Consider the following 19,422-nt stretch of genomic DNA (forward strand, 5'->3'; position numbering starts at 1 on the left):
TCAACACGACCGGTAACAACGGTACCACGACCGGAGATGGAGAATACGTCTTCGATTGGCAGCAGGAACGGCTTGTCGATCGCACGCTCTGGTTCTGGGATGTAAGAATCCAGGAAGCCAGCCAGTTCGATGATTTTCGCTTCCCACTCAGCGTCGCCTTCCAGCGCTTTCAGCGCGGAACCACGAACGATTGGGGTGTCGTCGCCTGGGAAATCGTACTGAGACAGCAGTTCACGAACTTCCATCTCTACCAGTTCCAGCAGCTCTTCGTCATCAACCATGTCACATTTGTTCAGGAACACGATGATGTAAGGAACGCCTACCTGACGACCCAGCAGGATGTGCTCACGAGTCTGAGGCATTGGGCCGTCAGTCGCAGCAACAACCAGGATCGCGCCGTCCATCTGCGCAGCACCGGTGATCATGTTTTTAACATAGTCGGCGTGGCCTGGGCAGTCTACGTGTGCGTAGTGGCGAGTCGGGGTGTCGTACTCAACGTGAGAGGTGTTGATGGTGATACCACGAGCTTTTTCTTCTGGTGCGTTATCGATCTGGTCGAATGCACGAGCAGAACCACCGTAGGTTTTAGCCAGAACGGTAGTGATTGCAGCGGTCAGCGTTGTTTTACCATGGTCAACGTGGCCGATAGTACCGACGTTAACGTGCGGTTTTGTACGTTCAAACTTTTCTTTAGACATCGATTGTCCCTCTAAGACACGGATAAATCGGTGATATCACCACATCAACCAGGCGAAATGCCTGAATTGTTGAATACAGTAAAATTGAAACAGAGAGAAACGGGAAGGAGAAGTGAAGTGGTGCTGATACCCAGAGTCGAACTGGGGACCTCACCCTTACCAAGGGTGCGCTCTACCAACTGAGCCATATCAGCACGTATTGGAGCGGGCAGCGGGAATCGAACCCGCATCATCAGCTTGGAAGGCTGAGGTAATAGCCATTATACGATGCCCGCATCCTGAAACTCGGCTACCCAGTTCTTTCTGTAACAAAAAAAGAGATTTCTCTCTTTTTAGGTTCGAGCTGATTCAATTTTCAAACCAGCTCCGGCGGCTTAACGCTGCCAGAAAGTGGTGGTGGGGGAAGGATTCGAACCTTCGAAGTCTGTGACGGCAGATTTACAGTCTGCTCCCTTTGGCCGCTCGGGAACCCCACCGGACTTGATGGTGCCGACTACCGGAATCGAACTGGTGACCTACTGATTACAAGTCAGTTGCTCTACCTACTGAGCTAAGTCGGCATCAAGTAGCGCGCATTCTATGGAGACATGCGCAGTCATGCAACTAAAAAATTGCATAAAACGTTCTTTCGCTCACATTTTATTCGAAACCAGGGTTAACCGCTGTAAATTCATCCACTCAAGGTCAAAAATTCAACATCTACGCCCGATTTACACCACTTATACCGTATCGTGATGACTCCCGCGTAAAGCATCGCTTCCCCATATTTTTTCTTATTATTCCTGTCATCTGGTGTTAACCTCCTGCCCATTGTCCAAAATTAACTATGTTGAGCCCGGACGCGCTGTGTTGTGCTGGCTCACTGAAGCATGCTTATGAGCAAAAAAGAGCAAACGTTAATGACACCTTATCTTCAGTTTAACCGTAGCCAGTGGGCTGCACTGCGTGACTCCGTCCCGATGACGCTGACGGAAGGCGAAATCGCACGGTTAAAGGGGATAAACGAAGATCTGTCGCTGGAAGAAGTGGCAGAAATCTATTTACCACTCTCGCGCTTGCTTAACTTCTATATCAGCTCCAACCTGCGCCGTCAGGCGGTGCTGGAGCAGTTCCTCGGGACGAACGGCCAACGCATTCCTTATATCATCAGCATTGCAGGCAGCGTGGCCGTCGGTAAAAGCACCACCGCACGCGTATTGCAGGCGTTACTGAGCCGCTGGCCAGAACACCGCAGCGTGGAGCTCATCACCACTGACGGTTTCCTGCACCCGAATGAGGTGTTAAAGGAACGCGGGCTTATGAAGAAGAAGGGCTTCCCGCTCTCTTATGATATGCACCGTCTGGTGAAGTTTGTCTCTGACCTGAAATCGGGCGCGCCTAACGTGACGGCTCCGGTCTATTCGCACCTGATCTACGATCGCATCCCGGGTGGAGACAAAACGGTGGTTCAGCCGGATATCCTCATCCTCGAAGGGTTAAACGTCCTGCAAAGCGGGATGGATTATCCTCACGATCCCCATCATGTGTTTGTCTCTGACTTCGTCGATTTCTCTATTTATGTCGATGCGCCGGAAGACCTGCTGCAGAACTGGTATATCAACCGCTTCCTGAAGTTCCGTGAAGGGGCGTTCACCGATCCTGACTCCTATTTCCACCACTACGCCCAACTTTCTGAAGAAGAAGCCATTAATGTGGCGAGAGGGCTGTGGAATGAGATCAACTACGTGAACCTGAAAGAGAACATCCTGCCCACCCGTGAGCGCGCCAGTCTGATCCTCACCAAGAGTGAGAAACACGCTGTCGACCAGATCCGTCTGCGCAAGTAATCACGCAGACATAAAAAAACCGGCTTAGCGCCGGTTTTTTTATTGATGGATTACGCCATCGGCTTTTCGCCATTCTCATCCTGATCGACCGCGAAGCAGGCAACCAGCTGACCGCCATAATCCTTGAGCTGTGGCTGCAACTGGGTGCACGGGCCAAAGCGGCGACTGCAGCGGGCGTTGAATGCACAGCCTGGAGGCGGATTCAGCGGGCTGGGCAATTCACCCGTCAGCTTGATACGCTCACGACGATCGTCAGGGTTCAGACGCGGGGTCGCAGACAGCAGCGCCTGGGTGTACGGGTGACGAGGATGAGTAAAGATCTGCTCTTTTGTCCCCTTCTCCACGCAGCGCCCCAGATACATCACCATCACTTCGTCGGCAATGTGCTCCACAACCGACAGGTCGTGCGAAATAAACACGTACGACAGCCCCATGTCCTGCTGCAGATCCATCATCAGGTTCAACACCTGCGCACGCACAGAAACGTCGAGGGCTGATACCGGCTCATCGGCGATGACCACGTCAGGGTCGAGCATCAAACCACGCGCAATCGCGATACGCTGGCGCTGGCCGCCAGAGAACATATGCGGATAACGATCGTAATGCTCGGTCTTCAGGCCCACTTTCGCCATCATCGCCAGCGCTTTTTCACGACGCTGCTCTTTGTTCAGATTGCTGTTAATCAGCAGGGGCTCTTCCAGAATCTGTCCCACTTTTTTACGCGGGTTCAACGATCCGTACGGGTTCTGGAACACAATCTGGATTTTCTGACGGCGCAGTTTCTGCGCCTGCGGATCGTGCTTGAGCAGGTCCTGTCCCTGATAATGGAGTTCACCGCCGGTGGGGACTTCAATCATCGTCAGCAAACGACCCAGCGTCGATTTGCCACAGCCTGACTCACCGACCACCGCCAGCGTTTTGCCGCGTTCAAGGGTAAAGGATACGCCATCCAGCGCTTTCACCAGGCGTTCAGGCGCAAACAGCCCCTTCTTCACCGGATAGTATTTTTTCAGGTCGATAGCCTGCAACAGCGGTTGTTGCGTGGTGGCCTGTTGCGTACTCATAGTGTTGGCCTCCCGGCATCATCGAGTGGGTAGTGGCATTTCGACTGACGACCGTCAGCAAGCAGATTGAGCTCTGGCTCTTCTGCACGACATTTGTCTGTAGCATACGGACAACGCGGATTAAGCAGGCAGCCCTGCGGTCGGTCATATTTACCCGGTACGACGCCCGGAAGTGATGCCAGGCGCGCTTTGTCCTGGGCAAACTCCGGCAGCGCACGCAAAAGCGCCTGCGTATACGGGTGACGCGGCGCGCGGAAAATATCGTGCGAATGGCCAGTCTCGACCACCTGACCTGCATACATCACGATAATTTTGTGCGCCGCTTCGGCCACCAGCGCCAGGTCATGCGTAATCAGCACCAGCGCCATGTTCTCTTTCTGCTGCAGTTCCAGCAGCAGCTCGATGATCTGCGCCTGGATAGTCACGTCCAGTGCCGTTGTCGGTTCATCCGCGATCAGCAGTTTTGGCCGACAGGCAATCGCCATGGCGATCATCACACGCTGGCTCATCCCACCGGAGAGCTGGTGCGGGTAAACGTCCAGACGCGATGCCGGGTCAGGGATACCAACCTGATTCAGCAGATCGATCGCACGCTGACGCCGGGTCTTCTTATTCCCGCCCTGGTGCACCTTGATGGCTTCCATAATCTGGAATCCCACGGTGTAACAAGGGTTCAGGCTGGTCATTGGGTCCTGGAAGATCATCGCCACTTCCGCACCGACCAGCTGGCGGCGCTGCTTTTCGGAGATACGCTGCAGGTCCTGACCGTTAAACTCCAGACTTTCGGCCATGACGCGGCCGGGATAATCAATCAGCCCCATGATGGCCAGTGAACTGACCGACTTACCGGAACCCGACTCACCCACAATGCCGACCACTTCGCCCTGATTTACGCTGTAGCTGATGCGGTCCACGGCGCGAAACGGAGTGCCTTCGTCACCGAAGTGCACCGATAATTTATCTACATTTAATAACGCCATCTCGTGCCTCTTACTGCTTCAGTTTGGGATCAAGTGCATCACGCAGGCCATCACCCATCAGGTTAAATGCCAGCACCGTCAGCAGGATTGCCAGACCCGGGAAGGTCACAACCCACCAGGCGCTTTGGGCGAACTGCAACACATCGGAGAGCATGGTGCCCCACTCCGGTGTTGGCGGCTGCGCACCCATGCCCAGGAAGCCAAGAGCGGCCATATCAAGAATGGCGTTAGAGAAACCGAGTGACGCCTGAACAATCAGCGGCGCCAGGCAGTTCGGGAAGATGTTGACGAACATTTGACGCATCGCGCCAGCACCCGCCACGCGGGAGGCCGTTACGTAGTCGCGGTTTACTTCCACCAGCACCGCCGCACGTGTGAGTCGCACATAGTGGGGAAGCGCCACGAAGGTTAATGCCAGCGCGGCGTTACTGATAGACGGACCAAAAATCGCCACCAGTACCAGCGCCAACAGCAAGCTGGGCAGCGCCAGCATGATATCGACGATACGCATGATGATGTTATCGATAATGCCGCCGAAGTAGCCAGCAACCAGACCGAGTACGATCCCCATAACCAGCGACAACACGACCACCAGGCAGCCGACCAGCAGCGACAGACGCGCACCGTACATCAGACGCGACAGCACATCGCGGCCCACGTCATCGGTACCCAGCAGGTGCGACAGGCTACCGCCGTCCTGCCATGCTGGTGGTGCCAGCAACGCATCACGGAACTGATCCGCCGGGTTATACGGTGCAAGCACGTTGGCAAACACCGCAATCAGGATCATGACAGAGACATAAACCAGCCCCACCACCGCGCCTTTGTTGCGCTTGAAGTAGTGCCAGAATTCCTGCAGCGGCGTCATGGGAACCGGTGCAGTAACCACTTTATTTTCAGAAACGTGTGACATGATGGCCCCTTACTTCTTATGACGAATACGCGGGTTCACCACGCCGTAGAGCAAATCGACCAGCAGGTTGACGAGAATAATCATCGTCGCGACCAGCAATACCCCGCCCTGCACTACCGGATAATCACGGCGTTGCAGTGCGTCAATCAGCCAGCGTCCGAGGCCCGGCCAGGAGAAGATGGTTTCGGTCAGGATCGCACCCGCCAGCAACGTCCCCACCTGCAGACCAATAACGGTCACAACCGGCAGCATGGCGTTACGCAGGGCGTGAACGATAATGACGCGCATACGCGTCAGACCTTTGGCGCGTGCGGTGCGAATGTAATCCTCACCCAACACTTCCAGCATTGAAGAACGGGTCATACGCACGATAACCGCCAGAGGAATGGTACCGAGCACCATCGCAGGCAGGATCATATGTGCCACCGCATCAATGAAGTTACCCTCTTCGCCCCAGATAGCCGTATCGATCAGCATGAAACCGGTCAGAGGATTCGTATCATCCAGGAAGACCATATCGCTGACGCGTCCGGAGACCGGCGTCAGGTTTAGCTGCACCGAGACCAGCATGATCAGCATCATGCCCCACCAGAAGATAGGCATGGAGTAACCCGTCAGCGCCAGGCCAACAGCCGTATGGTCGAAAATAGAGCCACGTTTCACGGCAGCCAGGACCCCAACAGGGATACCCACCGCAGTGGCGAAAATCATGGCGCAGACACCAAGCTCCAGTGTCGCTTTAAAACGCGGCACGAACTCGTCCCACACCGGAAGACGGCTTTTCAGCGAAATCCCTAAATCACCGTGCAACACGCCCCAGATATAGTTGAGGTATTGCTGCCACAGTGGTTTGTTCAGGCCAAGCTCAGCCAGCAGCTGTGCATGGCGTTCAGGTGAAATACCACGCTCGCCCGCCATAATCATTACCGGGTCGCCGGGGATCATATGGACGAAGGCAAAAGTGAGAAGGGTGATACCGATAAACGTGGGGATAACAAGTCCCAGACGTCGGAGGATGAACTGCAACATAACCCGGATTCTCTCTGATGACGTACAACCAGTTGGCGTGACGTCTGTATTGCTCACAAATGTAAATTCCCTCTCTCTTCAGGAGAGGATTAGGGTGAGGGAATGCATGCACGCCCTCACCCCTGCCCTCTCCGTGAAGGAGAGGGAGAACACCCTACTTATTATTCAACAGAGACGTTTTCGAAGTGGTGTTTGCCCAGTGGATCAACCACGTAGCCCTTCACTTCTTTACGCACTGGTTCGTACACGGTGGAGTGAGCCACAATCAGAGCCGGAGCCTGATCGTGCATCACAACCTGAGCCTGTTTGTACAGCTCGATACGTTTGTTGTGATCGTCGGTCGCACGCGCCGGCTGGATCAGGTCTTCAAACGGCTTATAGCACCAGCGAGAGTAGTTAGAACCGTCTTTCGCGGCTGCACAGCTGAACAGGGTAGCGAAGAAGTTGTCCGGATCCCCATTGTCACCGGTCCAGCCCATCATCACTGCCTGATGCTCACCCGCTTTGGCACGCTTCAGATACTCGCCCCACTCGTAGGTCACAATCTTGGCCTGAACGCCCACTTTAGCCCAGTCAGCCTGAACCATTTCAGCCATACGGCGTGCGTTCGGGTTATACGGACGCTGTACTGGCATCGCCCACAGCTCAACGGTAAAGCCTTTCTCCTGGCCTGCTTCTTTCAGCAGCGCTTTCGCTTTTTCAGGATCGTAGGTGTAGTCTTTAACGTCGTCGTTATAGCCCCACATGGTTGGTGGGATCAGGTTCTTGGCGGCAACACCCGCGCCCTGATAGACCGCTTTAATGATCGCTTCTTTATTCACCGCATAGGTCAGCGCCTGACGGACTTTCACGTCATCAAACGGTTTCTTCTCGGTGTTGAAGGAGAGGTAACCCACGTTCAGACCAGCCTGCTCCAGCAGGTTGATGTTTTTATCCTGCTTCATGCGCGCGATGTCAGCCGGGTTCGGGTATGGCATGACCTGGCATTCATTTTTCTGCAGTTTTGCGTAACGCACAGAAGCATCAGGCGTGATGGAGAAGACCAGACGGTCGATCTGCGGCTTGGTGCCCCAGAAGCCCGGGAAGGCTTTATACAGAATACGGGAATCTTTCTGGTACTGCAGAAGCTGGAACGGACCGGTACCGATTGGGTTCAGGTCCACTTTCTCCGGGGTGCCGGCTTTCAGCATGTTGTCCGCGTACTCTTTAGACAGAATAGAGGCGAAGTCCATGGCCAGGTCAGCCAGGAATGGTGCTTCCGGACGCGTCAGCACGAACTGAACGGTTTTATCGTCCACTTTTTTCACTTCAGCGATCAGGTCCTGCAGGCCCATCCCTTCGAAGTATTCATAGCTGCCGCCAGACACTTTGTGATACGGGTTCTGAGCGTTTTTCTGACGGTCGAAGGAGAACACAACGTCATCGGCGTTAAAATCGCGCGTTGGTTTGAATTCTTTGTTGTCCTGCCACTTCACGCCCTGGCGCAGGTGGAAGGTATAGGTCTTACCGTCTTCGCTGACGTCCCACTTCTCCGCCAGACCTGGGATCACTTCCGTGGTACCGGTTTTGAATTCAACCAGACGGTTATAGATAGGCACAGAGCTTGCGTCGTAAGTCGTACCAGAGGTAAAGAGCTGTGGGTTAAAGCCTTCCGGCGAGCCTTCAGAACAGTAAACCAGGGTTTTTGCCTGTACGCTTGCTGCCACGGTCATAGCCACCAGGCTCAGACCAAGCTTCAGCATCCCTGACTTCTTCAAGGAAATACTCATTATTCTGCTCCAATGTGATGTTTTGCTTTGTTGTGTTACGCCGCCAGACCTTTATTTATTTTTTACCCGGTCCGGTCGGTGATGCCCGAAGGCGTTTAAGGGATGGAGAATCCTTTCAGAAGAGCGTTTGAGTTGCAGCGCAGATCGTCCCTGAAATGCCCCTCATGCCCTACAATCTGTCAACAGAATGTGAAAACGTCAATACAGGTGACGGGGATTTACGCTGAGTGTGAGAAACCGCAAACAAAGATTAAAAAAACTATGTATGCCAGTTTTCAGCAGGGAAATTTATGCTACTCGCTATGTTGCAGCACAATTATCTTCATATTTCGCAACAATCAGTGATTAACTTTTATTCAGATCGGGTAAATTTTCTTGCAGAACGGTGATTATCTGAGCACTAAATACCGCGAACGTTAAAACGCACAGCGAAAAATGCTGAGGTTATCCATAAGCAACGCGAAAAAAGATCAATCTATATATAAAAAAATACAATGGATTATGTCACAAAATCGTTAACAGACAGGAAGAAGGCGGGATAAGGTGCGTTTTGGTGAATCAGGATGAGTAAGCTGCTAATGCAAAAAGGGCTAACCTTGCGGTTAGCCCTTCTTTAAATGTGGTCGGCGAGAGAGGATTCGAACCTCCGACCCACTGGTCCCAAACCAGTTGCGCTACCAAGCTGCGCTACTCGCCGAATGCGGAGCGCATCTTACTGCTGAGGTGCGCCCCCGTCAATCCCTTAAATTAAAAAAGCCCTTCAACTGGCGATATTCTCGCCAGACGCGTTACTGCGCGGCTTTCGCCTTGCTATCAGGGAGTTTGCACCAGTTGTTATTTTCGTTGATACCGCCGTCAGGAGAGGTATAACCCAGGCAACCCAAAATGGTGTCGTACAGTTCAACGTGACGACGCGGCACCTTCATGTCTGCCTCTTTTTTCAGGTGGGCAAACATCTTCGCTTTCTCTGGGTCTTCGAGGTACTTGTCCGACATCCACATGATCATCGGTACACGGAATTGCTCAGGCGGTGCCAGCTTGCGCGGCGTACCGTGCAAATGCTCTTTCTCGTTGATTGACTCTCCGTGGTCAGCAGCATAAATAACAATCGCTTTCTTATCACGAAGCTGGTCAATCACCCGGCTCAGGAACGTATCCACATACAGAACCGAGTTATCATAGGCATTGATCAGTTCTTGCTTGCTGCAGTCTTTATTGATGCCTACACACTCCGGCTGCCACTTCGCAAAATCACGCGTGTAACGCTGGTAATAGCTGTAATGGGAGCCTTTAGTATGCAGGATAACCAGATGTTTACCCTGCGGATGGCTCTTCAGGGACTGTGACATCTCCTCAAGGAGCAACATGTCATCCACGTTCTTGCCGCGGTTACGTGGTTCGGCGCCAATCTGCTCGCGATACGAGATGTTGTCCGCCAGCGTGTTGGTGTAGAACCACATCTCACTTTGCATCGCGAATAAATCGGAGCTGAAACCGAGCTGCTTCAGTACCGCAAATACGTTCTGCTCTTTCAGGGTACGCTGTGGGTTATCACTGGCACCGCCTTCACGAACAAACATACAACGCAGCGAGAGCTTGGTTGCGGTATCGCAAGAATACCCCCGGTAAGCCACCAGGTTCTTTTCCTGCGCCAGTTTTGGCGTGGTATCCCGGTCATAACCGAGGATGCCCATATGATCCCAGCGCGTCGTTTCACCAATAACAAAGACAACATAGGTATCATCGAGTTGGTTACCCGGCGCTTCGTAACTGAATTTTTTCATTGGGTTGATGAGCGATTTCACATCACTTGATTCATCCGCCTGCGCCCAGGCATAAAGACCCAGCGCTGAAATCCAGTTTGATGGCAGGTAGGAGTTTGCTACCACGCCGCCATAGCTTGGCATATCCACGCCCGTCGCTTTTTCGATTCGTTTTTGCTGTTTTTCCATCAAGCGGATGGGTGCCCATACCAGCAAGGCCGCCAGCACAACGACGGCGATATTCCTGATTCGCTGCCCACGGGTGCGGAGCTGGCGCAGCAACGTATAGCGGCAGGTATTACTCCAGATAAAGAAGAGCGGGATCAGGCAGGTTAATACCGTCCAGACGATAAACCCTTTTCCGACCACCTCTTTCGAGAGGTCGATATCCGTTGTCATTACCGACGCGACGATGCCGTAGCCAATAACGACATTCATAAAGGTCATGTAATAACTGGCAGCGGCGGAAATAATTACCACCAGTGAGGCCAAAATTTGCCAGGTGCGTCGGCCGAAGAGTGAGAGCAGGCGTAACAGGAAGAATGTGGCGAGAACGGAACCGAACACTTCAATTGCGGCAAAAATTCCATTTCTTACGGTGAGATGTTCTAAATAACCTTCCACTCTTCTGAACAACACCGCGCCATTCAGAAATAAACCGATATAGACAGCCAGCATCAGACACAATCTTTGCTGGGTAAGAGACCTAATGTATTTCATGCAAACAACCCTGGGGAAAGGGGTATAGAGACCCGCTTAATCTCGATGAGAAAGCAGACAGAGTAAGTAAGTGCGTAAGAAACCGTTATCAGAAACGTCTACAAGCGCGTTAAGTAGACCACAGCGGGAGAGAAAAGTGGCAGCAGAGAATGTGATCGGTGCATTTTTTTACAAAATAACACGACCAGGCATACTTTGGACGACCATAAAAAAGAGGCCGTAAAGGCCTCTTAGCGATAATCAGGCATGCGCTTCGTTAAAGACTTCACGCTGCGGCTGGCGAATGGTGGTCGACAAGGCCAGCGAGATTATCAGCAAAGCAAATATCACGCAGAAGGTCACATAGAACCCACCGAACAGCGAGGCGATTAACGAGCCGCAGATACTGCCGATGCCAAAGCCCAGATAGATAACGCCATAGTTTTTCGCCAGATTGTTCAGGCCAAAGAACTCACTGACCAGCGACGGGAAGACGGTAATCGTGCCGCCGAAATTAAAGGCCACACAGGCAATTGCGGCGAAGAACGTGGCTTCGTTCAGTGGGGCAAACAACAGCGCCGCCATCCCCACCAGCGAAACAACCTGCCCGATAGTAATCACGCGGATACGGGCAATTTTGTCAGACAGAATCCCGAGCACCAGACGGCCAGAGAGGTTGGCAATGGAGATGACGGTGACCGCATTCGCCGCTGTTGCCGCATCCAGTTTCACCATTCCCTGAGCAATATCTTTCGCCACCCCAATCACATACAGACCGCTCATGCAGGCTGTCAGGAACATGACCGCCAGCATCCAGTACTGTGGTTGACGCATAGACTGCGCGAGGGTGAAATCATTCTCCACCACACCGTTAACGGTTTTCACCTCCTGCTGCGGCGCATCTTTCATCAGCGTGGCGCCGAACAGGATCATGACCAGAACGATAGCGCCCCAGATCATGAACGTTTTTTCGAGCCCCACGGAAGCAAGCAGGTGGGAATCAATAAATTTAAAACCAAGGCTCCCCAGGCCATAGGACCCGATGGCAAACGCAGAGATTAAGCCTTTACGTTCCGGGAACCACTTCACACAGTTTGACAGGGTCAGCAGATAACCTGCACCGTCGGCAAGTCCCACCAGCACCCCGGCGCTCAGCCACAGCATCATCAGGTTGCTGGAATGCGCCGTCAGGAAAAAGCCCACGCCCAGCAGGATACCGGATGCCATCGTCACCCGCTTCACGCCGAATCGCTCCTGCAATTTTCCCGCGACGGAAGATGAAAGCGCCAGCCCGAGGCTCAGCAAGCCGAAGGAGAACGCCACCTGGCTGACCGGTGCACCAAGCTTATCGGAAAGCGCACTGTTAAACAGGCTCCAGGTATAGACCGACCCCAGCGCAAACTGGGTCACGATGGTGCCAAAAAGCGTTAGCCAGCGCGTACGGTTGTAAGTTGATGTGTTCATGGCAGTTGTCCTGCAAGAGAAAGTAAGGGAATTCGCTGAGGACAACGATAAACAAAACCTTAATATGCCTGGGGTAAAACGGCATGAAATGCAGGAGGAATGGAATGAAATGCCATAAATCGGGAATGAATGACCTTGCCGGGGAATGAAGCGACAGCGTGTTAGTGAATGCTATCGCTACAACCCCTGCGGCTATTGTATTCAGGATGTTATCGGCACGTTTAAAAAAGTAACAACCTTAAAAATTAGCGCTCACGCCCAGGGTGTACATAAACTCCTCACCCGTGGTGGTGTATTCCCCTTGAGCCAACGACGCATAGGCCGCCATATGCGTGTTAAACGGAATATCCGTTCCGACGGTTACATCCATCCAGTTGCCGCTTTGTGTTGGTGCCGGCGTCTGTGGCATCCCAAACTGGGATTTCCACTGGTTTTCGCCAAACTGCTGGTTATAGCTTATCTGCGCCCACGGGCGAAGCTCGCCGTACTGTGTATCCACGCGCCAGCCGAGCGTGCTAACGCTGGCATGCCAGAGTGGGTCGGTAAGCCCCTGCGTCGTCGCGCTGTCACCAAATTCGTTGATCATCATCGGTGCCGTGCCGTCATAACGCCACGCCATCACCGGACCGGTCGTGATACGCCCTGACACCGGAATGTTCCAGCCCACGCTCATGGCCCCTGCCGGCGTGGAACCCGACGGTAAATTCAGCGCAAGCCCGGGGGCATTTTGTGATGACTGAATCCGCTCGGCGAGAATATCCTCATAACGCGGTTGGTGATCCGCATCCCATGTATAGCGTTCCGCCGTATTACTTTGGGCGTCTGAAACGATATATTCCTGTTGCCAGGCAAATGCTGTATTACAAAAAAACAGACAGGCTGAAATCCCCGCCAGGCCAGAAACAGCATGGCGACCACTGATTTTTTTTATCATCATCAAAGCGACTCCAGAGAGAGCCGAATTCGGCGATATTTGTCATTGTTTAGGAAGAGTTTTGCGGGCATATGGCCCTGTATTAACTATTGTCTTTATAGTAGACACGTCAAGCCTGACAGAATGAAAATTTTGCGATAACCGTTTCATTAAGGGAGATAACCGATGCAGCGTTGCGGTTGGGTAAGCCAGGATCAGCTTTATATCGACTATCACGATCGGGAATGGGGCGTACCGGAGACAGAAGGGAAAAAGCTTTTTGAGATGATCTGCCTGGAAGGTCAACAGGCGGGCTTGTCATGGATTACGGTGCTTAAGAAACGGGAAAACTATCGTAATGCCTTCCATCAGTTCGATCCGGTCGCCGTCGCTGCCATGACCGAGGACGATGTGGAACGGCTGGTCCAGGATGCAGGCATCATCCGCCATCGCGGTAAGATCCAGGCCATCATTGGTAACGCGCGCGCTTATCTGGCGATGGAGCAAAACGGAGAACCGTTCTCAGAATTTGTCTGGACGTTTGTAAACAATACGCCGCAAATTACCCAGGCCGCCACGCTCGCGGAGATCCCGGCTTCCACCCCGGCGTCGGATGCGCTCTCTAAAGCGCTGAAAAAACGCGGCTTTAAATTTGTCGGCTCCACCATCTGTTACGCCTTTATGCAGGCCTGTGGCCTGGTCAACGACCACGTTACCGGCTGCGTCTGTCATCCAGGGAGGCACCATGATCCGCAAATGGGAAAGTGATAATGCCGGGCCGCTCCTGAATCTGTGGCTTGAAAGCACCACGGAGGCGCACCCGTTTATCAGTGCAAGCTACTGGAAAGAGAACGAAGGTATGGTGCGGGATGTTTACCTGCCCGCCGCCGAAACCTGGGTATGGGAAGAGGATGGAATGCTGCGCGGCTTTATCAGCGTCATGCAGTCCCAGTTTGTAGGCGCGCTGTTTGTCTCAACTGATTTTATTGGTCGGGGGATTGGGCGTGCGCTGCTGAACCATGTTCAACAGCGCTTCCCGTATTTAAGCCTGGAGGTCTACCAGAAAAATATCCGGGCGGTGAATTTCTATCATGCACAGGGTTTTCGCATTGAAGACAGCGCCTGGCAGGATGACACTCAGCACCCAACGTGGATCATGAGCTGGCAGGCGGATCAAACGCCGTGAGCGTAAGCTCGGGTCCCTGATATTTCTCGACCCAGGCCAGCGCCGTGTTCCCCGCGCAGCCATTCCCCAGCTTCGAGCTGGGGAGATCTTTGGTCAGAACGTTTACTGCACCGTTTTTACAAATACCGCCTTCGCTCGGCTCCAGGTCTGGCCATGCCCCCTGGTGAATGCAGATAACGCCAGGTTTAATCCCGTCGCTCACCACCGCCCCTGCCAGCACCTGGCCACGCTGATTCCAGACGCGAACCACGTCACCGTCAACGATCCCACGCGCGCGCGCATCTGCGCTGTTCAGGGTCACGGGCTCCCGTCCGGCTACCGCATACCGCTCGCGCAGTGATGAATAGTTAAGCTGGCTGTGCAGACGATGGGCAGGATGGGCTGATAACACCTGCAGCTGCTCCGGCTGGGCATTACCGTGCCACTCGTCTGGCTCAAGCCACGTTGGATGCGCCGGACAGTCGGCATACTTAAATTGGGCGATACGCTTGCTGTAGATCACAATCTTCCCGCTCTCGGTTTTCAGCGGATGGTTCTCCGGGTCGCGGCGGAAATCGGCGAAGCGAACAAACTGCGCATTCTGTTCGCTCTCCGGCATCTCAATAATCTGGTTCGCTTCCCAGAACTGTGCAAATGGCGGCAGCGTCACGCCCTGCGGGGCCCCGCGCTGACCTGCAATCTGGTAGAACGTCTCCAGCCACTGCAAATCCGTTTTGCCCTCGGTAAAACGCTCGCGCCCCCCCGTTTCCCACAACTCGCTCAGCTCAGCAAACACCTCAAAATCATCACGCGCCTCATCACGCGGCGCCACGACGCGCTTCATCGGTACCATATGCTGATTGCTGTAGTCACCGGTCATGGTGAGGTCGTTACGCTCAAACGAGGTGGTCGCCGGCAGCACAATATCGGCATGTTTGGCTGAGGCGGTCCAGAAGCATTCTGAGATAACCACCAGTTCTGGCTTCTGCCAGGCGCGGATCAGGCGATTCGTGTCCTGGTGATGAGTAAAGTTCGCGCCGCCGGCCCACCAGACAAACCGGATATCCGGGAAGTGGCGATCCAGACCGTTATGCTGATAAAACCCGCCCGGGTTTTCCAGGGCTTCAACAATGCGCGCCACCGGGATTTTATCCACGGCATCCACACCGCCCTGAACCGAGCCCTGCAGAGAAGCCAGCACTGCCGCTTTGCGGGTTGGGTTGCCGCCATTGGCGAAGTGATAAGAGAGACCAAACCCACCGCCCGGCGTACCAATCTGCCCAAGCATCGCGGCCAGCGTCACGAGCATCCAGTGTTTCTGCTCACCGAACTGCTGGCGCTGCATCCCCCATCCGGACATTAACATCGTGGTGTTTTGGTGGAATAACGCCGCCAGTTCACGCAGTTTGGCCGCAGGAACCCCACAAATCTCTGCCGCCCACTCTGCCGTTTTGGCCATACCGTCTGTATTGCCCGTCAGATAGTCGGCGAAGTTGTCAAAACCGGTGGTACAGCGTGCGAGGAACCCGGTATCGTGCCAGCCGTTCTCCACCAGCGTATGGGCAATGCCCAGCATCATCGCCACGTCGGTGCCCATATGCGGGGCAATCCACTCGGCGCTGTCGCCAAAGAAATCCATGGTTTCCGAGCGCATCGGGTCAATGCAGATGATGCGCTTGCCGCTTTTACGCAGCGCATCGAAATACGGGATCCCCTGCTCGTCACTGGCATTCCACGCGATTTTCAGGGTGTTGAGCGGGTTGGCGCTCCACAGCACCACCACATCGGTGTGCTCCAGCACCAGCGGCCAGCTGGTCTGCTGCTGATACACTTCGTTACCGCCCACCACGTAGGGCATGATCGCCTGCGCTGCGCCGGTGGAGTAATCCCCAAGATGCCCGGTATACCCCCCGGCCAGACTCATATAGCGCTGAAGTAACGTTGAAGCCTTATGCAGCACGCCGTTTGAACGCCAGCCGTAAGATCCGGCAAAAATGGACGACGGGCCATACGTGTCGCGAATACGTTTGTGCTGCGCATGGATCAGCGCCAGCGCGTCATCCCAGCTCACCCGGACAAACTCATCCTGACCACGAATACCCTGCGGCTTGTCTGGCGACGCCAGAAATCCTTTACGCACCATCGGCCAGCGCACGCGCGTTTTGCTGTGCACCTGATCGCGAACGACGGTCTGTAAAGAGTTGGGATGTTGCGTTGGCAATGCCCCGCGAGACGACAGAACATTTTCGCCATCGGTTTCGACCAGCATCGGCCCCCAGTGGGCGGCGGTCAGAATCGTTTTTGTTGAGGTGCTCAAGCGTGCGCTCCTGGTTGCGTGCAGGTTTTACGGCCTTCTTAGTGAGGCAGTTTATGGTTTGTCACAAATTTCAGAGTTATACCCGGAATTTTCTCCGTATCTGGACGTCATAATCAACTGCCACGCGCGTCGTGGCAAAGAATAAAAAGGATTAAGGAAATAAGATGAAAAAACGCGTATTCGTTATTGCCGCTCTGGTGAGCGGTGCACTGGCTGTTTCTGGCTGCACAACAAACCCTTACACCGGTGAAAGCGAAGCTGGTAAATCCGGCATCGGTGCGGGTCTCGGCTCGCTGGTAGGGGCTGGTGTGGGCGCACTCTCCTCCTCCAAGAAAGACCGCGGCAAAGGCGCGTTAATTGGCGCAGCGGCAGGTGCAGCCCTGGGCGGCGGCGTGGGTTATTACATGGATGTGCAGGAAGCAAAACTGCGCGACAAAATGAAAGGCACCGGCGTGAGCGTAACGCGCAGCGGCGATAACATCATCCTGAATATGCCAAACAACGTCACCTTCGACAGCAGCAGCGCAACGCTGAAACCTGCAGGGGCGAACACCCTGACCGGCGTGGCAATGGTGCTGAAAGAGTACAACAAGACTGCGGTGAATGTGATCGGTTATACCGACAGCACCGGCCGCCAGGATCTGAATATGCGTCTGTCTCAGCAGCGTGCCGACTCTGTGGCCAGCTCGCTGATCACGCAGGGCGTTGCAGCAAACCGCATCCGCACCAGCGGCATGGGCCCTGCAAACCCTATCGCCAGCAACAGCACGGCGGAAGGCAAAGCGCAGAACCGTCGCGTTGAGATTACCTTAAGCCCGATTCAGTAAGGGCTGCCCCCCTCTTCCTGGGGGAGAGGGGGATAGGGCGTCATGCCGCCACGTCGGCATGAACCGCTTGCCATCGCTCATTTTCCCGCTAAGGTGTTCTCACTCACTTCAGGGAATTCAGCGATGAGCAAACCAACACGGGCCACAATCAGCGACGTGGCGAAAGCCGCAAACACCGGTAAAACCAGCATTTCACGCTACCTCAACGGCGAGAAACACCTGTTGTCCGATGCGTTGCTCGCTCGTATTGAACAGGCCATTGCCGATCTCGACTACCGCCCGAGCCTTATGGCGCGCGGGCTCAAACGGGGTCGTACCCGTCTTATCGGGCTTATCATCGCCGATATCACCAACCCCTACTCCGTCAACGTATTGAGCGGAATTGAAGCCGCCTGTCGCGAAAAGGGCTTTACGCCGCTGGTCTGTAACACCAACAACGAAGTCGATCAGGAGCTGCATTACCTGGATCTGCTGCGCAGCTATCAGGTCGAAGGGATTGTGGTAAATGCCGTGGGCATGCGTGAAGAGGGTTTAAACCGCCTGCAGCAATCCTCCCTGCCGATGGTTCTCATCGACCGCAAAATTCCGGAATTCGCCTGCGATGTCGTCGGGCTGGATAACACTCAGGCGGCGACAACCGCCACTGAGCATCTGATTGAACAGGGCTTTGAAGCCATCCTGTTTCTGAGCGAACCTCTGGGCATGGTCAACACCCGTCGTGAGCGACTGAGCGCGTTTCGTGCCACGCTGGAGCGTTACCCCGGCGTGATTGCCGAGAATGCCGAAACGCCCCTCCACGAAGCCGATCAGCTCGACAATACCCTGCGGCAGTTCCACACCCGCCATCGCGGAATGCGTAAAGCCGTTATCTCTGCCAACGGGGCGCTGACCCTGCAGGTCGCCCGCTCGCTTAAGCGCATCGGCCTGCACTGGGGAAGCGATATCGGTCTGCTGGGTTTCGACGAACTCGAGTGGGCAGAACTGGCTGGCGTCGGGATCACCACCCTCAAACAACCCACCTGGCAGATTGGCTATGCCGCTGTTGAACAAGTGGTTCGTCGTATTGAAGGCACCAGCGATGCCGTTCGCGAGCAGGTATTTTCCGGCGAGTTGATTGTTCGCGGCTCCACCGCCCGTTAATTTTCCCTTGTGATACCGATCATAAATTCAACATCCTGACCTTTTCTTTGGAACCGGTTCCATCTAGCGTAATAGTATTGATGTGTTGCGATGGAGTCCGACGATGGGCAGAAAAATCATGGTGGTCACCGCCGCGTATGGCGCGGAACAGGTGCGACAGGCAGGTGGTCAACGGGCAATGCTGCCCGTCATTGCGGGCGCGGGTGCCGACGGCGTCGAGATCCGCCGCGAGCTGTTCAACAGCGAAGAGCTGCTGGCGCTGCCCGCGCTGGGTGAATCCATTGAGCTGCTGGGCCTGCTGGCATGCTACTCCGCCCCTGCTGCCCTGTTTATGCCCGATGGCACCCTCAACCCTGACCTGCCCCGTTATCTCAGCGAAGCCAGTACCCTGAATGCGCTGTGGCTCAAGGTCTCGCTGGGTCATTTCAGCGACACCCAGCCGCTTCACGCCCTGCGTGCCCTGCTCGATGAAAGCGGTATGGCCCTGGTGGTGGAAAACGACCAGACCGACTGCGGCCAGCTTGCGCCGATGCAGCGCTTCAAAGCCGCCTGCCGGGACATGGCGCTGCCCGTCACGCTGACGTTCGACATGGGCAACTGGCTGTGGGTGGGCGACTCCCCGGAAGAAGCCGCGCGCCATCTAGCCTCCGCAGTGAGCTATATCCACGTTAAAGCCGCCGTGCCGCATAAAGAAAATTTCCGCGCCGTGGCGCCGGATCGGGCCGATGCGCGCTGGCTGGATCTGCTTTGCCAACTGCCCGCCGATGCCCCGCGTGGTATCGAGTTCCCGCTGGAAGGGGCGGATTTAACCGCCGTCACCCGTCATTACGTAAACCTGCTGCGTGAGGAGTAAAC

The 19,422-nt window shown here is 54.6% G+C and carries 16 protein-coding genes and 5 tRNA genes; 6 read left to right on the top strand and 15 right to left on the bottom strand.

Going from position 1 to position 19,422, the window contains the following annotated elements:
* The 5 genes from QMG44_RS16510 to QMG44_RS16530 form a co-directional block, all read right to left on the bottom strand.
* A partial coding sequence (locus QMG44_RS16510; RefSeq protein WP_281853208.1) for an elongation factor Tu occupies nt 1-698 on the bottom strand: 698 nt, incomplete at its 3' end.
* A gap of 118 nt (nt 699-816) precedes the next feature.
* Nucleotides 817-892, bottom strand: a tRNA-Thr gene (locus QMG44_RS16515).
* A 6-nt stretch (nt 893-898) separates the two neighbouring features.
* A tRNA-Gly gene (locus QMG44_RS16520) sits at nt 899-973 on the bottom strand.
* Nucleotides 974-1,089: 116 nt separating this feature from the next.
* Nucleotides 1,090-1,174 (bottom strand) — tRNA-Tyr (locus QMG44_RS16525).
* 8 nt (nt 1,175-1,182) lie between these two features.
* Nucleotides 1,183-1,258: transfer RNA gene (locus tag QMG44_RS16530), tRNA-Thr, on the bottom strand.
* 315 nt (nt 1,259-1,573) lie between these two features.
* On the opposite strand from QMG44_RS16530, the gene coaA reads away from it, so the two are divergent.
* Nucleotides 1,574-2,524: a type I pantothenate kinase gene (gene coaA, locus QMG44_RS16535; protein ID WP_025206418.1), complete on the top strand. Its 951-nt coding sequence runs from the start codon at nt 1,574-1,576 to the stop codon at nt 2,522-2,524.
* A gap of 50 nt (nt 2,525-2,574) precedes the next feature.
* Here the strand turns inward: coaA and dppF are convergent, their stop codons facing one another.
* From dppF to QMG44_RS16580, 9 genes are all read right to left on the bottom strand, one after another.
* Nucleotides 2,575-3,588, bottom strand: a complete 1,014-nt coding sequence (gene dppF / locus QMG44_RS16540; RefSeq protein WP_232937815.1) for a dipeptide ABC transporter ATP-binding subunit DppF — start codon at nt 3,586-3,588, stop codon at nt 2,575-2,577.
* Nucleotides 3,585-4,568 (bottom strand): dipeptide ABC transporter ATP-binding protein, encoded by a 984-nt coding sequence (gene dppD, locus QMG44_RS16545; RefSeq protein WP_014168148.1) that lies wholly within the window; start codon nt 4,566-4,568, stop codon nt 3,585-3,587. Before dppD ends, dppF begins: the two co-directional genes overlap by 4 nt.
* A gap of 10 nt (nt 4,569-4,578) precedes the next feature.
* Nucleotides 4,579-5,481, bottom strand: a complete 903-nt coding sequence (dppC, locus tag QMG44_RS16550; protein ID WP_014168147.1) for a dipeptide ABC transporter permease DppC — start codon at nt 5,479-5,481, stop codon at nt 4,579-4,581.
* 9 nt (nt 5,482-5,490) lie between these two features.
* On the bottom strand, nt 5,491-6,510 hold the full coding sequence (gene dppB / locus QMG44_RS16555) for a dipeptide ABC transporter permease DppB (RefSeq protein WP_020882632.1): 1,020 nt from the start codon (nt 6,508-6,510) through the stop codon (nt 5,491-5,493).
* A 161-nt stretch (nt 6,511-6,671) separates the two neighbouring features.
* On the bottom strand, nt 6,672-8,279 hold the full coding sequence (dppA, locus tag QMG44_RS16560; RefSeq protein ID WP_014168145.1) for a dipeptide ABC transporter periplasmic-binding protein DppA: 1,608 nt from the start codon (nt 8,277-8,279) through the stop codon (nt 6,672-6,674).
* 620 nt (nt 8,280-8,899) lie between these two features.
* A tRNA-Pro gene (locus tag QMG44_RS16565) sits at nt 8,900-8,976 on the bottom strand.
* Between the two features lie 91 nt (nt 8,977-9,067).
* Entirely contained in the window at nt 9,068-10,762 is a 1,695-nt protein-coding gene (gene eptB / locus QMG44_RS16570; protein ID WP_020882633.1) for a kdo(2)-lipid A phosphoethanolamine 7''-transferase, read from the bottom strand.
* A 240-nt stretch (nt 10,763-11,002) separates the two neighbouring features.
* A complete protein-coding gene (locus QMG44_RS16575) occupies nt 11,003-12,205 on the bottom strand; it encodes an MFS transporter (protein WP_025206420.1) in 1,203 nt (400 codons plus the stop codon).
* Between the two features lie 238 nt (nt 12,206-12,443).
* Nucleotides 12,444-13,142 (bottom strand): autotransporter domain-containing protein, encoded by a 699-nt coding sequence (locus QMG44_RS16580; protein WP_059305629.1) that lies wholly within the window; start codon nt 13,140-13,142, stop codon nt 12,444-12,446.
* Nucleotides 13,143-13,304: 162 nt separating this feature from the next.
* On the opposite strand from QMG44_RS16580, the gene tag reads away from it, so the two are divergent.
* Nucleotides 13,305-13,886 (top strand): DNA-3-methyladenine glycosylase I, encoded by a 582-nt coding sequence (gene tag, locus QMG44_RS16585; protein ID WP_014168140.1) that lies wholly within the window; start codon nt 13,305-13,307, stop codon nt 13,884-13,886.
* Nucleotides 13,864-14,304, top strand: coding sequence for an N-acetyltransferase (locus QMG44_RS16590; protein WP_086533123.1), 441 nt, complete (start codon nt 13,864-13,866; stop codon nt 14,302-14,304). Before tag ends, QMG44_RS16590 begins: the two co-directional genes overlap by 23 nt.
* On the opposite strand, the gene QMG44_RS16595 is transcribed toward QMG44_RS16590, so the two are convergent.
* Nucleotides 14,273-16,552 (bottom strand): molybdopterin guanine dinucleotide-containing S/N-oxide reductase, encoded by a 2,280-nt coding sequence (locus tag QMG44_RS16595; protein WP_232937823.1) that lies wholly within the window; start codon nt 16,550-16,552, stop codon nt 14,273-14,275. The two genes, QMG44_RS16590 and QMG44_RS16595, sit on opposite strands and share 32 nt — an antisense overlap.
* Before the next feature lie 212 nt (nt 16,553-16,764).
* Here QMG44_RS16595 and QMG44_RS16600 point away from each other — a divergent pair, with 212 nt between their 5' ends.
* The 3 genes from QMG44_RS16600 to QMG44_RS16610 all read left to right on the top strand — a co-directional run bounded on the left by QMG44_RS16600 (nt 16,765) and on the right by QMG44_RS16610 (nt 19,420).
* Nucleotides 16,765-17,427 carry an OmpA family lipoprotein gene (locus tag QMG44_RS16600; protein WP_086533121.1) on the top strand — a complete coding sequence of 221 codons (663 nt, stop codon included), beginning with the start codon at nt 16,765-16,767 and terminating at the stop codon, nt 17,425-17,427.
* A gap of 123 nt (nt 17,428-17,550) precedes the next feature.
* Nucleotides 17,551-18,567 (top strand): LacI family DNA-binding transcriptional regulator, encoded by a 1,017-nt coding sequence (locus QMG44_RS16605; RefSeq protein WP_014168136.1) that lies wholly within the window; start codon nt 17,551-17,553, stop codon nt 18,565-18,567.
* Between the two features lie 103 nt (nt 18,568-18,670).
* Nucleotides 18,671-19,420, top strand: coding sequence for a sugar phosphate isomerase/epimerase (locus tag QMG44_RS16610; RefSeq protein WP_032679355.1), 750 nt, complete (start codon nt 18,671-18,673; stop codon nt 19,418-19,420).
* Nucleotides 19,421-19,422 lie beyond the last annotated feature (2 nt).

Source organism: Enterobacter sp. 200527-13 (assembly GCF_027924865.1).
Classification (GTDB): Bacteria; Pseudomonadota; Gammaproteobacteria; order Enterobacterales; family Enterobacteriaceae; genus Enterobacter; species Enterobacter ludwigii.

Excerpts from the sequence above, each read along its gene's own strand:
- QMG44_RS16575 (WP_025206420.1), bottom strand. The coding sequence starts at position 12,205 with ATGAACACATCAACTTACAACCGTACGCGCTGGCTAACGCTTTTTGGC.
- tag (WP_014168140.1), top strand. The coding sequence starts at position 13,305 with ATGCAGCGTTGCGGTTGGGTAAGCCAGGATCAGCTTTATATCGACTAT.
- QMG44_RS16595 (WP_232937823.1), bottom strand. The coding sequence starts at position 16,552 with ATGCTGGTCGAAACCGATGGCGAAAATGTTCTGTCGTCTCGCGGGGCA.
- QMG44_RS16605 (WP_014168136.1), top strand. The coding sequence starts at position 17,551 with ATGAGCAAACCAACACGGGCCACAATCAGCGACGTGGCGAAAGCCGCA.
- dppC (WP_014168147.1), bottom strand. The coding sequence starts at position 5,481 with ATGTCACACGTTTCTGAAAATAAAGTGGTTACTGCACCGGTTCCCATG.
- coaA (WP_025206418.1), top strand. The coding sequence starts at position 1,574 with ATGAGCAAAAAAGAGCAAACGTTAATGACACCTTATCTTCAGTTTAAC.
- dppF (WP_232937815.1), bottom strand. The coding sequence starts at position 3,588 with ATGAGTACGCAACAGGCCACCACGCAACAACCGCTGTTGCAGGCTATC.
- QMG44_RS16590 (WP_086533123.1), top strand. The coding sequence starts at position 13,864 with ATGATCCGCAAATGGGAAAGTGATAATGCCGGGCCGCTCCTGAATCTG.
- QMG44_RS16610 (WP_032679355.1), top strand. The coding sequence starts at position 18,671 with ATGGGCAGAAAAATCATGGTGGTCACCGCCGCGTATGGCGCGGAACAG.
- QMG44_RS16580 (WP_059305629.1), bottom strand. The coding sequence starts at position 13,142 with ATGATGATAAAAAAAATCAGTGGTCGCCATGCTGTTTCTGGCCTGGCG.
- dppA (WP_014168145.1), bottom strand. The coding sequence starts at position 8,279 with ATGAGTATTTCCTTGAAGAAGTCAGGGATGCTGAAGCTTGGTCTGAGC.
- QMG44_RS16600 (WP_086533121.1), top strand. The coding sequence starts at position 16,765 with ATGAAAAAACGCGTATTCGTTATTGCCGCTCTGGTGAGCGGTGCACTG.
- dppD (WP_014168148.1), bottom strand. The coding sequence starts at position 4,568 with ATGGCGTTATTAAATGTAGATAAATTATCGGTGCACTTCGGTGACGAA.
- dppB (WP_020882632.1), bottom strand. The coding sequence starts at position 6,510 with ATGTTGCAGTTCATCCTCCGACGTCTGGGACTTGTTATCCCCACGTTT.
- eptB (WP_020882633.1), bottom strand. The coding sequence starts at position 10,762 with ATGAAATACATTAGGTCTCTTACCCAGCAAAGATTGTGTCTGATGCTG.